At 72.4% G+C, this 15,529-nt stretch carries 10 protein-coding genes; 3 read left to right on the top strand and 7 right to left on the bottom strand.

Going from position 1 to position 15,529, the window contains the following annotated elements; translation table 11 throughout:
- Positions 1–50 precede the first annotated feature (50 nt).
- The gene (locus tag BLV05_RS15355) at positions 51–890 is read left to right on the top strand and encodes a DUF3097 domain-containing protein (protein ID WP_046769875.1); all 840 of its coding nucleotides are present in this window, start codon (positions 51–53) and stop codon (positions 888–890) included.
- Between the two features lie 14 nt (positions 891–904).
- On the opposite strand, the gene hemW is transcribed toward BLV05_RS15355, so the two are convergent.
- From hemW to BLV05_RS15340, 3 genes are all read right to left on the bottom strand, one after another.
- Positions 905–2,131 carry a radical SAM family heme chaperone HemW gene (hemW, locus tag BLV05_RS15350; protein ID WP_046769876.1) on the bottom strand — a complete coding sequence of 409 codons (1,227 nt, stop codon included), beginning with the start codon at positions 2,129–2,131 and terminating at the stop codon, positions 905–907.
- Between the two features lie 63 nt (positions 2,132–2,194).
- Complete coding sequence (locus BLV05_RS15345) at positions 2,195–4,027, bottom strand: AMP-dependent synthetase/ligase (protein ID WP_046769877.1); 1,833 nt, start codon at positions 4,025–4,027, stop codon at positions 2,195–2,197.
- A gap of 59 nt (positions 4,028–4,086) precedes the next feature.
- Positions 4,087–5,235, bottom strand: coding sequence for a glycosyltransferase (locus BLV05_RS15340; protein ID WP_046769967.1), 1,149 nt, complete (start codon positions 5,233–5,235; stop codon positions 4,087–4,089).
- Positions 5,236–5,542: 307 nt separating this feature from the next.
- Here BLV05_RS15340 and BLV05_RS15335 point away from each other — a divergent pair, with 307 nt between their 5' ends.
- Both BLV05_RS15335 and BLV05_RS15330 read left to right on the top strand, forming a co-directional pair.
- Complete coding sequence (locus BLV05_RS15335; protein ID WP_083421325.1) at positions 5,543–6,286, top strand: hypothetical protein; 744 nt, start codon at positions 5,543–5,545, stop codon at positions 6,284–6,286.
- Entirely contained in the window at positions 6,252–6,884 is a 633-nt protein-coding gene (locus tag BLV05_RS15330; protein ID WP_052762650.1) for a hypothetical protein, read from the top strand. Before BLV05_RS15335 ends, BLV05_RS15330 begins: the two co-directional genes overlap by 35 nt.
- Here BLV05_RS15330 and BLV05_RS15325 read toward each other — a convergent pair.
- From BLV05_RS15325 to BLV05_RS15310, 4 genes are read right to left on the bottom strand one after another with little or no spacing between them, the layout of a single operon-like run.
- Entirely contained in the window at positions 6,871–9,675 is a 2,805-nt protein-coding gene (locus BLV05_RS15325; RefSeq protein ID WP_046769879.1) for a glycoside hydrolase family 2 TIM barrel-domain containing protein, read from the bottom strand. The two genes, BLV05_RS15330 and BLV05_RS15325, sit on opposite strands and share 14 nt — an antisense overlap.
- Positions 9,672–11,954 (bottom strand): FAD-dependent oxidoreductase, encoded by a 2,283-nt coding sequence (locus BLV05_RS15320; RefSeq protein WP_046769880.1) that lies wholly within the window; start codon positions 11,952–11,954, stop codon positions 9,672–9,674. Before BLV05_RS15320 ends, BLV05_RS15325 begins: the two co-directional genes overlap by 4 nt.
- A gap of 8 nt (positions 11,955–11,962) precedes the next feature.
- Entirely contained in the window at positions 11,963–13,336 is a 1,374-nt protein-coding gene (locus BLV05_RS15315; protein ID WP_046769881.1) for a hypothetical protein, read from the bottom strand.
- Between the two features lie 11 nt (positions 13,337–13,347).
- Entirely contained in the window at positions 13,348–15,486 is a 2,139-nt protein-coding gene (locus BLV05_RS15310) for a DUF6351 family protein (protein WP_046769882.1), read from the bottom strand.
- Positions 15,487–15,529: the final 43 nt, after the last annotated feature.

The following is a 15,529-nucleotide window of genomic DNA, read 5'->3' as shown; positions in this document are numbered from 1 at the left end:
TACGTGTCGTTCCCCGCCCCGCGGCCGGCGAGCGGCTAGCGTCACGACCCGTGAGCCCCTTCAACGACCGCTACGGCCGCGACGTCCTCACGAACTCGCCGCACCCGAAGCGCCCGGTCAGCACGCCGGAGCCGGCCGTGCCCGGACTCGTCGTCGAGGACGTGCAGACGGGGTACGTCGGCGCCGTCGTCGAGGTCGACAAGCACGGCGTGATCCTGGAGGACCGGCACGGCAAGCGGCGCGCGTTCCCGCTCGGACCCGGCTTCTGGATCGACGGCAAGCCGGTCGAGCTGGTCCGCCCGACGGCGCCCGCGGCCACCGGCCGCATGGTGTCCGCCTCCGGCTCCGTCGCCGTGCTGGACCACAGAGCCCGCACCGCGCGGGCCAGCCGCATCTACGTCGAAGGCAAGCACGACGCCGAGCTGGTCGAGAAGGTGTGGGGCCACGACCTGCGGGTCGAGGGCGTCGTCGTCGAGGAGCTGGGCGGCGCCGACGACCTCGCCGCCGTTGTCGCCGAGTTCGAGCCCGGCCCCGGCCGGCGCCTCGGCGTCATGCTCGACCACCTGGTCGCCGGCAGCAAGGAGACCCGGCTGGCCGACGCGGTCCGCGGCGGCCCGCACGCCGCCAACGTCCTCATCGTCGGGCACCCGTACATCGACGTCTGGCAGGCGGTCCGCCCGGCGGTGCTCGGTCTGAAAGCGTGGCCGGACGTCCCCAAGGGCGAGCCCTGGAAGGAGGGCGTCATCGCCCGGCTCGGCTGGCGGCTGGAGTCGTGGGAGGCCTGGCAGCGCATCCTGGGCAAGGTCTCGACCTACACCGACCTCGAGCCGGCTCTGCTGGGCCGGGTCGAGGAGCTGATCGACTTCGTGACGGAGCCCGGCTCGGCCTGACCGGAGCTGGCCGGCTACGGCAGCAGGTCGCGGACGACGGCGTCGGCGAGGAGGCGGCCGCGGCGGGTCAGGACCAGCCGGCCGTCGGCGAACGCGCCGGGCTCGGCCAGGCCGTCCGCCACCACCTTCGCCGCCGCCTGCCGGCCGTCGTCGTCGAGAACGGAGAGGTCGAGGCCGGCGGCGAGCCGGACCTCGAGCAGCACCCGTTCGACCCGCCGGGTCTCGGGGTCGAGGACCTCGCGCGCGTGCGCCGGGCTCTCCTCCGCCGCCAGCCGGGCCGCCCAGGCCGCCGGGTGCTTGACGTTCCACCAGCGAGTGCCGCCGACGTGGCTGTGCGCGCCCGGGCCGGCGCCCCACCAGTCCGCGCCGGTCCAGTACAGCTCGTTGTGCCGGCACCGCCCGGCCGCCGTCCGCGACCAGTTCGACAGCTCGTACCACTCGAACCCGGCCGACGACAGCAGCGAGTCGGCCAGCACGTACTTGTCGGCCTGGTCGTCGTCGTCGGGCAGCGGCAGCTCGCCGCGGGCCATGCGGGCGGCCAGCCGCGTCCCCGGCTCGACGATGAGCGCATAGGCGCTGACGTGGTCGGGCCCGGCCTCGACGGCGGCCGAGACGCTGGCCCGCCAGTCGTCGGCCGTCTCGCCCGGCGTGCCGTAGATGAGGTCGACGCTGACGTGTTCGAAGCCGGCCGCCCGCGCCTCGGCGACGACCTGAGCCGGCCGGCCCGGCGTGTGCACGCGGTCGAGGACGGCGAGGACGTGCGGCCGGGCGCTCTGCATGCCGACGGACACTCGGGTGAAGCCGGCCGCCCGCAGCTCGGCCAGCGACCGCGCGTCGACGGACTCGGGGTTGGCCTCGGTGGTCACCTCGGCGCCGGGGACCAGCCCGAACTCGTCGTCGATGAAGCGCAGGACCTTGCCGAGATCGGCCGGCGGCAGCAGCGTGGGCGTCCCGCCGCCGACGAACACCGTCGACACCGGAACGTCGGCGTCGCCGAGGACCCGGCGGGCCAGCCGCAGCTCGGCGACGGCGCCGTCGGCCCAGGACGCGCGGGAGGCGCCGGGCGCGGCGCCGAGCTCGTCGGCGGTGTAGGTGTTGAAGTCGCAGTAGCCGCACCGCGTGGTGCAGAACGGCACGTGCAGGTACACGCCGAACGGGCGGCCGCCGACGCCGTCGAGCGCGCCGGCCGGCAACGCGCCGTCAGCAGGCGCGGGCGAGCCGTCGGGCAGGGTGGAGGGCACATCCCATTGTCCCCGCCCGGCGGCCCTGGAACGAAACCGCGAACGAAACGCCCTGCGAATCCGTCAGGTGTACATGCTGTCGAGGACGTCCATGTACTTCTTCTCGACCGCCTTGCGCTTCACCTTGAGGCTCGGCGTGATGTCGCCGCCCTCGACGGTGAGGTCGGCCGGCAGGATCTCGAACTTCTTGATCGTCTCCCACCGCTCCAGCCGCGCGTTGAGCTGATCGATCTGGCCCTGCAGCAGCGCCCTGACCTCCGGCGCCCGGGTCAACTCCTCGTACGAGCGGCCGGGCAGCTCGTGGTGCTCGGCCCAGTCGGCGATGGCCTCGGGGTCGAGCGTGATCAGCGCGACGCAGTAGTTGCGGGTGTCGCCGTGGACGACGATCTGGCTGGCGTGCGGGCTGACCGCCTTGAAGATGATCTCGATCTCCTGCGGTGCCACATACTTGCCGCCGGAGGTCTTGATGAGGTCCTTCTTGCGGTCGGTGACCCGCAGGTAGCCGTCGACGACCTCGCCGATGTCGCCGGTGCTGAACCAGCCGTCGGCGTCGAGCACCTCGGCGGTGACATCGGGCAGCTTGTGGTACCCGCGCATGACGCCGGGGCCGCGCAGCAGGATCTCGCCGTCGTCGGCGATCTTCACCTCGGTGCCAGGCGCTGGCGGGCCGACGGTGCCGAACCGGCAGTCGAACGGCATGTTGACGAACGACGCGGCGCTGGTCTCGGTGAGGCCGTAGCCCTCGAGGATGAGCATGCCGGCGGCGTGGAACCACTCGGCGACGTCGCGGGACAGCGCCGCCGCGCCGCTGACGAAGAACCGGATGTTGCCGCCGAGCCTGGCCTTGATCTTGCTGAACACCAGCCGGTCGGCCAGGCCGTACTGGAACTTCAGCAGCCCGGTGGGCTCCTGGCCCTTCTGCCGCAGGTTGGACACCTTGGCGCCGACGCCGAACGCCCAGGCGAAGATCTTGGCCTTCGGGCCGCCCTCGTTGTCGACGCCGGTGATGACCCGGGCGCGCACCTTCTCGAAGATGCGCGGCGCACCGGCCATGAAGGTCGGCCGGACTGCGCCGAGGCCCTCGACGATGTTGTCGAGGTTGCCGTCGACGGCGGTCGCGAAGCCGATGCGCAGCTGGATGGCCTCGAGTGCCTTGCCGAACGAGTGCGACAGCGGCAGCCAGAGGTACTGGACGTCGTCGACGGAGAGGATCTTGAACGCGTCGACCGCGACACCCTCGTAGACCCAGTTGTCGTTGACCAGCCGGACGCCCTTGGGCCGCCCCGTGGTGCCGGAGGTGTAGATGAGCGTGGCCAGCGTCTCGGGGCCGACCGCGGCGAGCGCGTCGTCGACGGCGTCGGGGCGCTCGGCCAGCAGGGCGCGGCCGCGCTCGTCGAGCTCGGCCAGGCTGATCACGAGGCCCTCGTGGCGGTCGACGCCGCCGTCGTCGAAGACCACGATGCGGGTGAGCTGCGGCAGCTCGGCCCGGTGCTCGACGATCTTCGCCACCTGCTCGGCGTTCTCGGCGAACACGACCCGGGTGTCGGAGTCGCTGAGGATGTAGGAGACGTCCTCGGGCGTGGTGGTCGGGTAGACGGTGGTGGTGGCCGCGCCGATGACGTTGATGGCGAGGTCGGCCAGGATCCACTCGATGCGGGTCGACGACGCGATGGCCACCCGCTGCTCGTGCTCGACGCCGAGGTCGAGGAGTCCCGCCGCGAACACCCAGACGCGGTCCTTGGTCTCGTCCCAGGTGAGCGACGACCAGCCGGAGCCACTCGGGTAGCGGTAGGCCTCCCGGCTCGGGGTGGCCTCGACTCGGTCCAGGAACATCCGGCCGACCGAGACCGGTCGCACCGCGACGAGATCAGCCTTGTCTGTGGTGCCGAGGCTCATGCGTTTCCTCCCAATCGCCCTTGACGGGACCGGCCGGTAACCGACCAGGTGGAGGAAGGTTACGACCTGGTAGCTTCCAGCGACAGTCTCCGCGGCGCACGGGTTTCCAGACCGTGTACCGCAAGCATCCCCTCAACGGTATCCGACCAGGAGAAATCCTGGGCACGACGGCGGGCCGCGCCCCTCGCGGCGGGGCCGTCGGCGACCACCTCCAGCAGCGCCTCGGCCATCGCCACGGGGTCTGACGGGGCGGTCCGCCCGGACCCGCCGATCACCAGCTCGGGCAGCGCGCCGCGGGCGCTCGCGACCACCGGCGTGCCGCTGGCCATCGCCTCCAGGGCGGCCAGCCCGAACGTCTCGTACGGGCCGGGCGCCACGACGACATCGGCACTGGCCAGCACCGCGGCCAGGTGTGCGCGGTCGTTGACGAAGCCGGCCATGGTGACGGGCTTGCCCTCGGCCTGCTCGGCGACCATGTCGCGGACCGAGCCGTCGCCGCACACGACCATGCGCACGTTCGCGCCGCGCCTCACCAGCTCGTCGACCATCGGAACGAGCAGGTCGGGGCGCTTCTCCGGCGACAGCCGGACGGCGGTGACGATCAGCACGTCGGCGCCGCGGGCCAGCTCCGCGCGCAGCCGCAGGTCGCGTCGTCGCGGATGGAAGGTCTCGAGGTCGATGCCCAGCGGCACGTGCGCGAGGTTGTCGACGCCGAGCCGGACGAACTCCTCGGCGGCCCACTGCGTGGTGCAGACGACGGTGTCGAACGACTCGGCCAGCCTGCGGTTCCAGCGGTCGGCGATCTGCTTGGTCGGCAGCGCCCGGCCGAGGTGGAACTGGAGCAGCGCGTCGAGCCGCTCGTGCGAGAAGACGGCGGACGGGACCTTGCGGCGTGCGGCCCACTGCCCGATGCGGGCCAGCGTCAGGCGGTCGGACACCTCGACGCGGTCGGGCGCGATGATGGCGAGCAGGTCCTCGACGGTGCGCCACTTGGTGATCATCCGGTACCCGCCGGTGGACGGGATGGTGGGCGCGGCGATCTCGATGATGCGTCCGTACGACGTGGCCCGGGTCGCGTTGCGCTCCCCCGGCACCACGGCCACGACCTCGTGCCCGGCAGCGGCGTAGCCGTCGGCGAGGTGCCCCATCATCGTCCGGATCCCACCTGAGTGCGGCGCGACGAAATTGGCGGCCTGAAGGATGCGCACGGCCGTCACTCTGTCCGCCCGGATCAGCGCCGAGGCGACGCCGACGTGTCCAGACGGTGAATTCCAGCGTCCGCTTTCGCCCCATCTTCACGATGCGTCAAGTCCGCATTCACGGATTGCGGCAATAGGGACCGCGAACGGGAACGTCACCCGATCATGATCAAGAAATCCTCTGGCGACGACCCCGCCACACCAGAGAATCCCCAGCTCACAAGATCGATATGTCCGTATTCTCCGCTGATATGGCGGACTATGTATTTGATCACGCTTATATGGAAAAATGCCCGGGGATTGAAGGGGGGCACCTTTGCCACGGCAACGAAAGCGCCAACGACGCGGTTCGGCTGGGCTCATCATCGCGGCCGTACTCGTCATCGGTCTGCCGCTGCTCGGCTGGGCCGGCGTGAATGCGCTGACCCGCGACGACACCGGCGATGACTCAGTGGCCGCCGACGACGACTCCCGCACCGACGCCGCCGGCGAGGCGTCACGCGGCGAGGCGACCGGCTCGTTCGAGATCGCCCAGGCCGCCCGCGACACCGTCAACGCTTGCGTCGACCGCCTCGCCGCAGGCGACGCCTACGTCGCGAGCGCTGGAGTCGGCATCGGGCACTGGGGCGAGCACGTCCAGGCCCGCACCGACATGCTGAACGGCACCATCGCGCAGGAGGACATGAAGGCCATCTGGAAGCGCACCCGCCTCTCCGGCCCGGACGACGTCGCCCAGGCCACCGCCGCCCTGGAGGCGTACGAGGCGCTGCCCGGCTGCGGCGACCTCGCCACGCTCGAGGACGCGCCGGACAACGTCCTCGACCAGGCCGCCGCCTGCCTCGAGCGAGAGACCGCGATGACCACCGCCGTCGCCGCCTCGACCGCCGGGCTGCAGGACTGGGCCAACCACCTCAACGCGATGGCCGCGCACGCCGACGGCGAGATGACCGCGGCCGCGGCCCAGGACCTCTGGGTCGCCTCCTGGGAGGCCGCCCCGGCGAACATCGGCGCCTACAACGACGCTCATGCGCTCCTGGTTGCGGCGTCGGCCTGCGAGTGACGGCGCGGCGCTGACGCTCCCGGCGGTCGCCGGCACCCTGCCGGCGGTCTCCGGGGCCGGCGCCGTCGTCGTCGCGACGCCGGAGCGCGAGCCGATCGTCACCAGGGCCGAGGTGGCGCTGGCGTTCTCGACGCTGATCGTGCTGGCCGGCGTCGTCGTCGGCAGCGCGCTGGTGGAGCCGCCGGCGATCGTGCACAGGGTCGCGCAGTTCGTGCATCTGGCCTGCGTGGTGCTCGGGCTGGGCAGCGTGCTGGCGGTCGACTGGTTCGGCCTGCGCTGGCAGCTCGGCCACGGCACGCTGCGCGAGGTCGTGACGACGGCGACCGCCCTCGCGGTGCCGATCTGGCTGGGGCTCGGCGGGCTGATGCTGTCCGGCATGCTCCTCTCGCCCGACTACGGGTCGACGATCACGCTGGTCAAGGTCGGGATGGTCGGCGTCGCCGGCGTGGTCGGCGTGCTGGCGCTGGCGGTGAGCCGCCGGCTGGCCGCCCGCACGTTCCCGTCGCGGCGGCTGCTGCGGGCCGGCCTGCTGATGGCCGCGATGTCGCAGCTGGCCTGGTGGACGGCGACGGTGATCGGCTTCCTCAACCGGAGTTGACCGCCGGCCGGTACCGCAGCGTCACGGCGAACTCGGCCGGTTCGACGGCCAGCCGGTACGCCGGCAGCGTGCCCGGCCCGCACGACGCGCTGCCCAGGCCGTGCTGGGCGAGGTCCAGCGTGACGAAGACACGGTCGCGGGGGCGCAGCTCGGCGTGGTGCCGCGCCTCCTCCAGGTCGGCGGTCGTCCAGCGCCGGACGGTCAGCCCGAACACCGCCGCACCGTCGACGGCGAGGCCGGAGCCGTCGGCGGCGTGGACGAAGGCCGAGCGGACGTCGGTGCGGTGGCCGTTCTCCTGCGGGTACACGTACGGCGTCTGCAGCTCGTCGACCCCGCGGTGGAAGCGGCCGACGCGGGCGGCGGTGCGGGAGTCGGGGTACGCCTCCCCCGGCCCGCACCCGAACCACGTCACGCGGTCGTACCGGGCCGGCAACTCGAGCACCACGCCGAGCCGGGGCAGCGGCACGTCGGCGGGCCAGTCGCCCTCGGGGGTCACGCCCAGTGCCAGGTGGACGGCGTCGTCGCCGGCCGGCGTCCACCGGTACACGGCCCGCAGCGCGAACGTCCGCGCTGCCGGGGCCACCCGGGTCTCGACGACCAGCGCGTCGCCGTCGGCGCGGACGGCGTCGGTGCGGTGGGTCATCCGGTCCAGGCCGAGGTCGCGCCAGGTGGCCGCCAGGGTGGCCATGCCGCTGGCGTCGTTGTCGATCGGCGCCCGCCACACGTCGAGCGCCGCACCGGTCACGTCCAGCCCGCCCAGGCCGGCCAACCGGCCGGTGACCGGGTCGAGCCGCGCGGCGCCCGGCGACCCCACCGGCGCCGCGGCGGGCGCCGCGACCGGCGCCTCCCGCACGCACACCTGCCCCCAGGCCACCTCGTGGCCGGCCGCCGCCCACGGCGTGTCCGCGGCGAGCACCGCGCTCACCGTCAGCCACCCCTCGCCGGCCGTCTCGGGCAGGGCCGGCAGCTCGACGTCCACCTGCCCGCCCGCGGCCACGACGGGCACGGCCAGCGTCCCGGACGCCACCTCGGCGCCGTCGTCGGTCAGCGTCCACCGGAACGCGTACCGGCTCGTGTCCAGCACCTCGTGCAGGTTGGCCACGATCAGCCGCTCGCCCCAGGTGAGGCGCAGCGGCTCCACCACCTTCTTCAGCTCCACCAGCCCCGGCGACGGCGTCCGGTCCGGGAACACCAGCCCGTCGGCGACGAAGTTGCCGCCGTGGAACCGCTCGCCGAAGTCGCCGCCGTACCCGTAGTACTCGCGGCCGGACGCGTCGCGGGTGCGGATGCCGTGGTCGATCCACTCCCAGACGAAGCCGCCCTGGCAGCGCTCATGCCGCTCGAACAGGTCCTGGTAGTCGCGCAGGCCGCCGGGCCCGTTGCCCATCGCGTGCGCGTACTCGCACAGCACGAACGGCTTGCCCTCGCCGCGGCCGATCTCGTCGACCTCGGCGTGCGACGCGTACATCCGGCTGTAGACGTCGGAGCAGGACGGGTCGCCCTCGTAGTGCACCGGCCGCGACGGGTCCCGCTCCTTCGCCCAGGCGTACATGGCCGCCAGGTTCGCGCCCGCGCCGGCCTCGTTGCCGAGCGACCACATGATGACGCTGGGGTGGTTCTTGTCCCGCTCGACCATCCGGGCCATGCGGTCCAGGTACGCCGGCCGCCAGCGCTCGTCGCCGCTGGGGTTGCCGCGCCAGTCCTCGTAGACGAAGCCGTGCGTCTCGACGTCGCACTCGTCGACGACGTACAGCCCGTACTCGTCGCACAGCTCCAGGAAGTACGGATGCGGCGGGTAGTGGCTGGTCCGGACGGCGGTGAGGTTGTGCCGCTTCATCAGCAGGACGTCGTCGAGCATGTCCTGCCGGGTCACCGCCCGGCCACGATCGGGGTGGAACTCGTGCCGGTTGACGCCGCGGAACAGCACCCGTGTGCCGTTGACGGTGAGCACGCCGTCGCGGATCTCCACCCGGCGGAAGCCGATGCGCAGCCTGATCCGCTCGGATTCCGTGACCAGCTCGCCGTCGTACAGCCGCGGCGACTCCGCGCTCCACGGCTCGACCGGGCCGACGGCGATCTCCTCGCCGGCCGCCGCGTCGACGCCCAGCGACGGGACCAGCACGCGCGCGGCGCCGTCGACGTCGACCCGCAGCGTCCCGAGACCACCGTCGTAGTCGGCGTGCACCGCGAAGTCGTCGGCCGACCCCACGGGGCGGGCGACCAGCGAGACGTCGCGGAAGATCCCGGACAGCCACCACATGTCCTGGTCCTCGAGGTAGCTGCCGGCCGACCACTGGTGCACCCGGACGGCGAGGACGTGGTCCGCACCCGGCCGCACGAGCTCGGTGACGTCGAACTCCGACGGCAGCCGGCTGCCGGTCGCCCACCCGAGCCGGTGCCCGTCCAGCCACACCGTGAAGAACGAGTCCACGCCGTCGAAGCGCAGGATCGTCCGCCCGCTCCAGGACGGCGCCCGGAAGGTCAGCCGGTACTCGCCGGTGGGATTCTCATCGGGCACGTGCGGCGGGTCGACCGGGAACGGGTACGGCGAGTTCGTGTACCAGGGCGCGCCGTAGCCGTGCAGCTGCCAGTGCGACGGCACCGGCAGGATCGCCCAGGCCGAGTCGTCGAACCACGGCTCCTCGAAACCCTCGGCGACTTCATGGACGGACGGCGACCAGCGGAACCGCCACGCCCCGTTCAGCGAGAGCACCGGCGCGTCCGAGGCGAACGCGGCGCGCGGCGGCAGCGTCCCCTCGCTCGGCGCGTAGCCGGTGAGCGACGAGGTCATGCGCGGCCTCCGTAGCAGCGGACCTCGAAGACCGCCGCGGGCACGTCGCCGTGGCTCGCGACGACCTCGACGGTCAGCTCGTCGGTCTCCAGCGGCGGGTCGAACACCAGCGTGTCCCGGGTCTGGTGGTTCCCACTCCGTTCCGCCACCACGGTGCCTCCTGCGCGCACGCGGTAGTCGCGCACGCAGAACGGCATCGCGTGCTCCGGGTGCGGCCAGAGCACGGTCTCCAGCGCGTGGTCGAAGTCGGTGTCGAAGCTCAGCTCGATCCGCTCGATCACCCGCGGCGACGCCCACCGCAGCGTTGCGGCCGGCGCGGCGTCGCCACGCGCCGCCGCCCAGGCATTCGGCTGAGCGGCCGGCCGGGCACGGCCGTTGCGCAGGTTCTCGACGTCCCACGCGCGCAGCGGCGGGTCCACCGTCACGGCGAGGTTGTGCCCGCCGGGCCGCCGCTCCGGCGTCCAGAACTCCACCCGGGGCCGCCCGACGGCGGGGTCGGCCTCCTGCGTCCCCGGGTGCCGGACCGACACCAGGCCGGTGACCCGGGTGAGCGTCGTCCGCACCGCGACGTCGTCGTTGGCCATCAGCGCGACGAACACGTAGCGCGGCTCGTCGATGGTGACATCGAGATCCAGCTCGATCCGCTGCGCCGGCCCCGGCTCGAGCGCGAACTCCTGGGCGCCGAGCACGACGTCGGGCGTGTAGTCGTCCGGCCGGTTCCCGGTGCGCAGCTCCGCCCGCAGGGTCGTCGGCGCGGCGACGTCGACGGTCAGCGCGATCCGCGGGCAGCGGCCGGCCGGCACCGGCAGCAGCTGCGCTCGCGGCGCGTCCAGCGGCACAGCCGGGCCGTCGGCGGGCAGCTCGGACAGCACGAACGAGCTGGACGCCGACAGCGTCGCGCTCCGCACCAGGTCGTCCGGGTCGTCCAGCCGGTGACCCGGGATGTGCTGCCCGGCCCGCAGCAGCTCGCGCTGCAGCTCGCGCATCCGGTCCGGCTTGACGACATCGGCCGGCGCGAGTGCCGAACGAGTGCACAGCGCGGCCGCCATGCCGACGGCCTGGCCGAGCTGCGCGCAGGTGGCCATGACCCGGGTCGAGGCGAACGCGACGTGCGAGACGCTGATGATCCGCCCGGCCAGGAACAGGTTGCCGACGTCACGGCTGACCAGGCAGCGGTAGGGCACCTGGTAGACGCCGCGGGTGTGCAGGTGGCTGCTGCCCGCGTGCTCGCTGAACACGCCGTCGGCGGGGTGCAGGTCGATGGACCAGCCGCCCGACGCGACGGCGTCGTCGTGCGGGCGCTGCTCGACGAGGTCCTGCTGGCGCAGCAGGTAGAGGCCCTCGAACCGGCGGCTCTCGCGCTTGCCCGGGATCAGCCCGACCCACTCCAGCGTCAGCGTCTCCGCCTCGGGGAACTGCCCGGAGTTCTTCAGGTGGTTCCAGACGCCGTAGACGACCTTCCACAGCTCCCACTTGATCGCCTCGGTGTCGTGGACGGTGTCCAGCCGGCCGCCGTACTCGATCCACCACAGGCGGCAGCCCTGCACCTTGGTGTCGAAGCTGCGCCAGCGCGGGATCTTCGTGATGTCGGTCAGCGCATAGGCCGGCGGCGTGAACGTCACCGGCTGGCCGACGTCCTTGCTGTAGAAGTAGATCGACTGGCCGAGCAGCCCGCCGTAGGACTCCTCCGGCGCGAACAGCTCGCCGAACTCGTCCTTCGACTCCGCGCCCATCCGGTAGGCCGCGCCGGCCAGGTACCCGAGCACACCGTCGCCGGACGCGTCGCAGAACAGCGGCGCCGTCAGCTCGTAGCGGGTTGAGTTCTGGCTGCAGAACGCCGTCACGGAACGGATGTCGCCGCCGTCCTTCTCGACCGCGATCGCCGCGGTGTTCAGCAGCAAGGTGATGTTCGGCTCGGACACGACCTTCTCCAGCAGCACGCTGTCGAACAGGACGGCGTTGCCCTCGCGGTTGCGGAACGTGTTCTCGACGAGGAGCTCGTCCAGCACCCCGCCCTCGCGCGACCACCGGTTGTTGTTGAACATGTGCGCGGTCGCGCCGAGCGCCCACAGCCGCACCTCGCTGGAGGCGTTGCCGCCCAGCACTGGGCGGTCCTGCACCAGCACGACCCGGATGCCGGCCCGGGCGGCGGTGACGGCGGCGCAGCTGCCGGCCAGTCCCCCGCCGACGATGACGAGGTCGGCGGCGAGGTGCTCGGTGCGGAACGGACGGTCGGCGGTGGCCGGTTCGGTGACGAGCAGCGGACGTTCCTGGCTCATGTGAATCCTCAGGTGTAGAAGAACTGCGCGCTGGCAACGGTGTCGGTGTCGCTGACCAGGCGCACCCAGTGGGCGCTGAACCCGGTCGGGAAGACGTGCGTGACGGTCTGGCCGGGCTCGACGACCAGCGTCTGGCTCGCGGCGAACCGGCCGTGCCCGTGGGCGTCGATCTCGACGGTGAACCGGGCGGTGGCGTCGCCGGCGTTCTCGAGGTGCACGCACTTGTGCTCGAACCCGGTCATCAAGTACGGATCAGACGGCTCGCCGGCGCGGACCTCGTCCAGCCACCACGGCCCGCCCCAGCCGGCCGGCTTGCCGAACCCCCACAGGTCGTCGGTCTTGCCGAACCACAGCCCCGACTGCGGCTCGGCCGTCGTCGGGCTCATCCCACGGCTCGGCGACGCGTTGTCCATGCCGGCCACCAGCAGGCCGCGCCACGAGCAGAAGTCCCCGAGCACCCACAGGTGCGTCGACACCGGCCGCACGCCCCAGACCCGCCCGCCGTACGCCCACGGCGACAGCTCGTAGAACATGCCGTGGTGGTCGAGCAGGAACCGCTCGTGGTCGACCTCGCGGATGCGCGGCCACTCGGTCTGCCACTTGTGGTCGAAGGTGTGCGACGCCTTCGGCAGCCGGTAGCGGGTCCACCGGCCGTCGGCGTCGGTGTAGACGGACAGCAGCGCCGACGCGCGGTCCCAGCCGGTGGCGAAGATCGTCCCGGCGAACTCGTGCCGGCCGCCGATCGCGGTGTACGGCGCGCGCTCCAGGACGCGCCACTGTTCGCCGTCGAACTCCGCCAGCCGGCCCTCGGCCTGCTCGCCCCGCCAGTCCGGCTCGTGGTACTCGTTCGAGCAGACCACCAGCCGGCCGTAGGCGGTGTAGCAGTCCTTGTAGTGGACGCGGAACTCGCCGGCCGAGCCGAGCTCGTCGTTGAGGTCGGCCACCTGCCGGCAGGCGAGCGTCCGCACGTCCAGCTCGAACAGCTCGCCCTCCATGCACAGCACGTAGACCAGGCGGTCGGAGTCGGTCAGGTGCCGCGACGTGCCGCAGACCCGCAGCGGCTCCAGCTCCGGCACGGTCCGGATCTTGTGCTCCGAGTCGATCACGTGCGGGCCGATGACCAGCTGGTTCGACGGGAAATGCACGAACCGGTTCGTGTAGGTCCCGTCGACGCCCAACGCCTCGGGGACCACCTCCATGGTGAAGTCGGCGTCGATGCGGCGCAGGCTGGTCCCGCTGCCGCTGGTCCGCTTGTGCGACAGGTAGTTCTGCACGTAGAGCTTCCCGGCCCACGGCATCAGCGCGCCGATGCCGATCTCGCTGCGCGGCGGGCCGAGGTCGGCGACCTGCGCGAGGCCGGGGGCGACACCGGAGATGTGCATGTGTGCTCCTCTCAGAACCGCAGCCAGGTGCCGGCGAGGCCCTGCTGCCCGGCGCCGGGGACCGTGTAGTCGCACACGCCGCCGGCGAAGATCGTCGCCAGCCGCTCCCATTGCGCGGACGTCCACTCGACGGCGTAGTCGTCGCGCTCCGGCTCCTTCAGCCGGCACTTGACGACGTCGGCCGCCACGCTCTCGCCGGCCACCTCACGGGGGAACGAGGCCGACGGGTACAGCCGCTCGCACTCCCCCGCCGGGTCGCGGTCCAGCGTCTCGGCGACGAACTCCGGCGCGGCCGCCCGCGTCATGCACCCCTCCACCAGCTCGGCCGGGCGGGCCGCGACGATCTGGTCGATGCGGTCGGCGCCGGAGTCGTCCGCCGCGAGCGTCGTCAGCCACGCGTCCATCTGGGTGATCGCGTGCTGGAGCAGCGGGCTCCCGGTGCTGAACAGCCCGTAGCGGGCGTCCTCCAGCAGGCTGACGTGGTTGGCGGCCGTGCCGTTCGCGTTCTCCAGCCGCTCCCGCAGCGAGTTCGTGTGGTAGCGGACGTGGATGTCGCCGGCCGGCTGGTCGTCGAAGTAGGCCCGGTAGTCGATGATCGGGACGTCCGCCAGGCCACCGCCGCCGTTGGTCAACCGGCCGGTCCGGTACGCGATGCGGGTGGCATCGAGGTCAGCCACGGTCCGCTCGGCCACGATGTTCGCGTCGGCGTCGAAGCCGCCGATCCGCTCGTTGAGCTCCAGGAACTGCTCCGGGCTGATGGTGCCGTCGTTCAGGGTCGCAAGCCCGTACTGGATGCCGACGTTGTCCAGCGGCCGCCGCGCGAACCCGGTCTCGGGGTCGGCGCCGTAGACGTTGATCGCGTGGTCGTAGACGTCGCAGCGGGCGCCGCCGGGATTGGTGACGGGGTCGTAGCGCTGCTCGGCCGGCAGGACGCCGCAGAACCGGCGCGGGTCGATGCGCCCGGCGCTGACCGCCATAGCCGGCAACGTGGCGTAGGTGGCGAAGCCCGCCACCTGACGCTGCTGCTCCTGCGACCACGTCAGGGTGGCGTCGTTGGTGAAGTACTCGTGCAGCAGCCAGGCGTCGCTGATGAAGTCGACCGTCCCGAACCCGACCTCGGGGAAGGAGCAGCCCACGACAATGCCGTCGAAGATGCCGGGGTAGTTGTCGGTGATCTGGTGCGCCTGGTACGAGCCGCCGGAGCAGCCGAACCCGATGGTGTGCTCGACCGGCCCGTAGCGCTCGACGAACAGCTCCTTGGTCATCATCGCCGACTCGGCCGCGGTGAGGTCGTGGCAGTTGTTGCCGAAGACGTTGAGCGAGGACGACATCAGCGCGTAGCCCTGACCCAGCAGGAACGCGTCGGTGACCCCGCCCGTCCCGGCGCCGGAGCGGTACCAGCCACCGGAGCAGCCGCCGCCCAGGGTGAAGACGGCCCGGCCGTTCCAGCCGCCGGCCCGCAGCGTGGGCGTCGGCTCGGGCTCGCCCAGCGGGTCGTGCAGCAGGCTGGTCTGCACGACGGCCCGGTTGGCACTGTCCGTCTCCATCCGGACGATGAACGGGACGGTCACGCCCGCCGACGTGGTCGTACTCGCCAGGTCGGCCGGGTACGACGTCGCGCCGTCCGGCCACGGCGCGTACGCGCCCGCCGTCGTGCGATAGAAGTAGTCGACCCGAGGCGCGACGGTGCAGTGCTCGTCCAGCGGCGGGCCGAGCGTCCCGCCGATCACCGGCACGGTGAACTGCGCGGTCTCGCAGACGTACGGCTGCTGGTGCGGCCCGGAGAACACCGGCCCTTCCTGCGGATGGTTGACGACGTCGAGGCGGTCGCCGTAGCGCCCGGGAGCGCTCGCGACCAGCGTGTTCGGCCCGAGCCGCAGGCCGTCGACCAGTCCGGTGAGGGTCCGCCGGGCGGGGTCGGCGACGAACGCCTCGGTCACGTCGTCGCCGTTGAGGCGCACGGTCACCCGGTGCAGCGGGACGTCCCGGGGCACGTCGACACGCAGCAGCGTGTCGACGCCGGTGACGGTGTCCGCCCGCCCGGACAGCGTGCTGAGCTCGAGCCCACGCGGAGCTGCTGGGGCGGCGGCGGAGACGAGCGCCAGGGCGAGTACCGAGGCGGCGATCGCGGCGACACTGAAGCGATGCATATTCCGTTCCTCTCGACGGCGGTGGCGCGGGGCGGGTGCCCGC

Source organism: Jiangella alkaliphila, from assembly GCF_900105925.1.
GTDB lineage: Bacteria > Actinomycetota > Actinomycetes > Jiangellales > Jiangellaceae > Jiangella > Jiangella alkaliphila.
Note: the sequence above shows the minus strand (reverse complement) of the source record. Positions and strands in the feature narration are given on the sequence as shown.

What these genes read in the sequence shown, in the direction of transcription:
- BLV05_RS15345 (WP_046769877.1), bottom strand. Translation starts at nt 4,027, where the DNA reads ATGAGCCTCGGCACCACAGACAAGGCTGATCTCGTCGCGGTGCGACCG.
- BLV05_RS15330 (WP_052762650.1), top strand. Translation starts at nt 6,252, where the DNA reads ATGCGCTCCTGGTTGCGGCGTCGGCCTGCGAGTGACGGCGCGGCGCTG.
- BLV05_RS15325 (WP_046769879.1), bottom strand. Translation starts at nt 9,675, where the DNA reads ATGACCTCGTCGCTCACCGGCTACGCGCCGAGCGAGGGGACGCTGCCG.
- BLV05_RS15320 (WP_046769880.1), bottom strand. Translation starts at nt 11,954, where the DNA reads ATGAGCCAGGAACGTCCGCTGCTCGTCACCGAACCGGCCACCGCCGAC.
- BLV05_RS15315 (WP_046769881.1), bottom strand. Translation starts at nt 13,336, where the DNA reads ATGCACATCTCCGGTGTCGCCCCCGGCCTCGCGCAGGTCGCCGACCTC.
- BLV05_RS15310 (WP_046769882.1), bottom strand. Translation starts at nt 15,486, where the DNA reads ATGCATCGCTTCAGTGTCGCCGCGATCGCCGCCTCGGTACTCGCCCTG.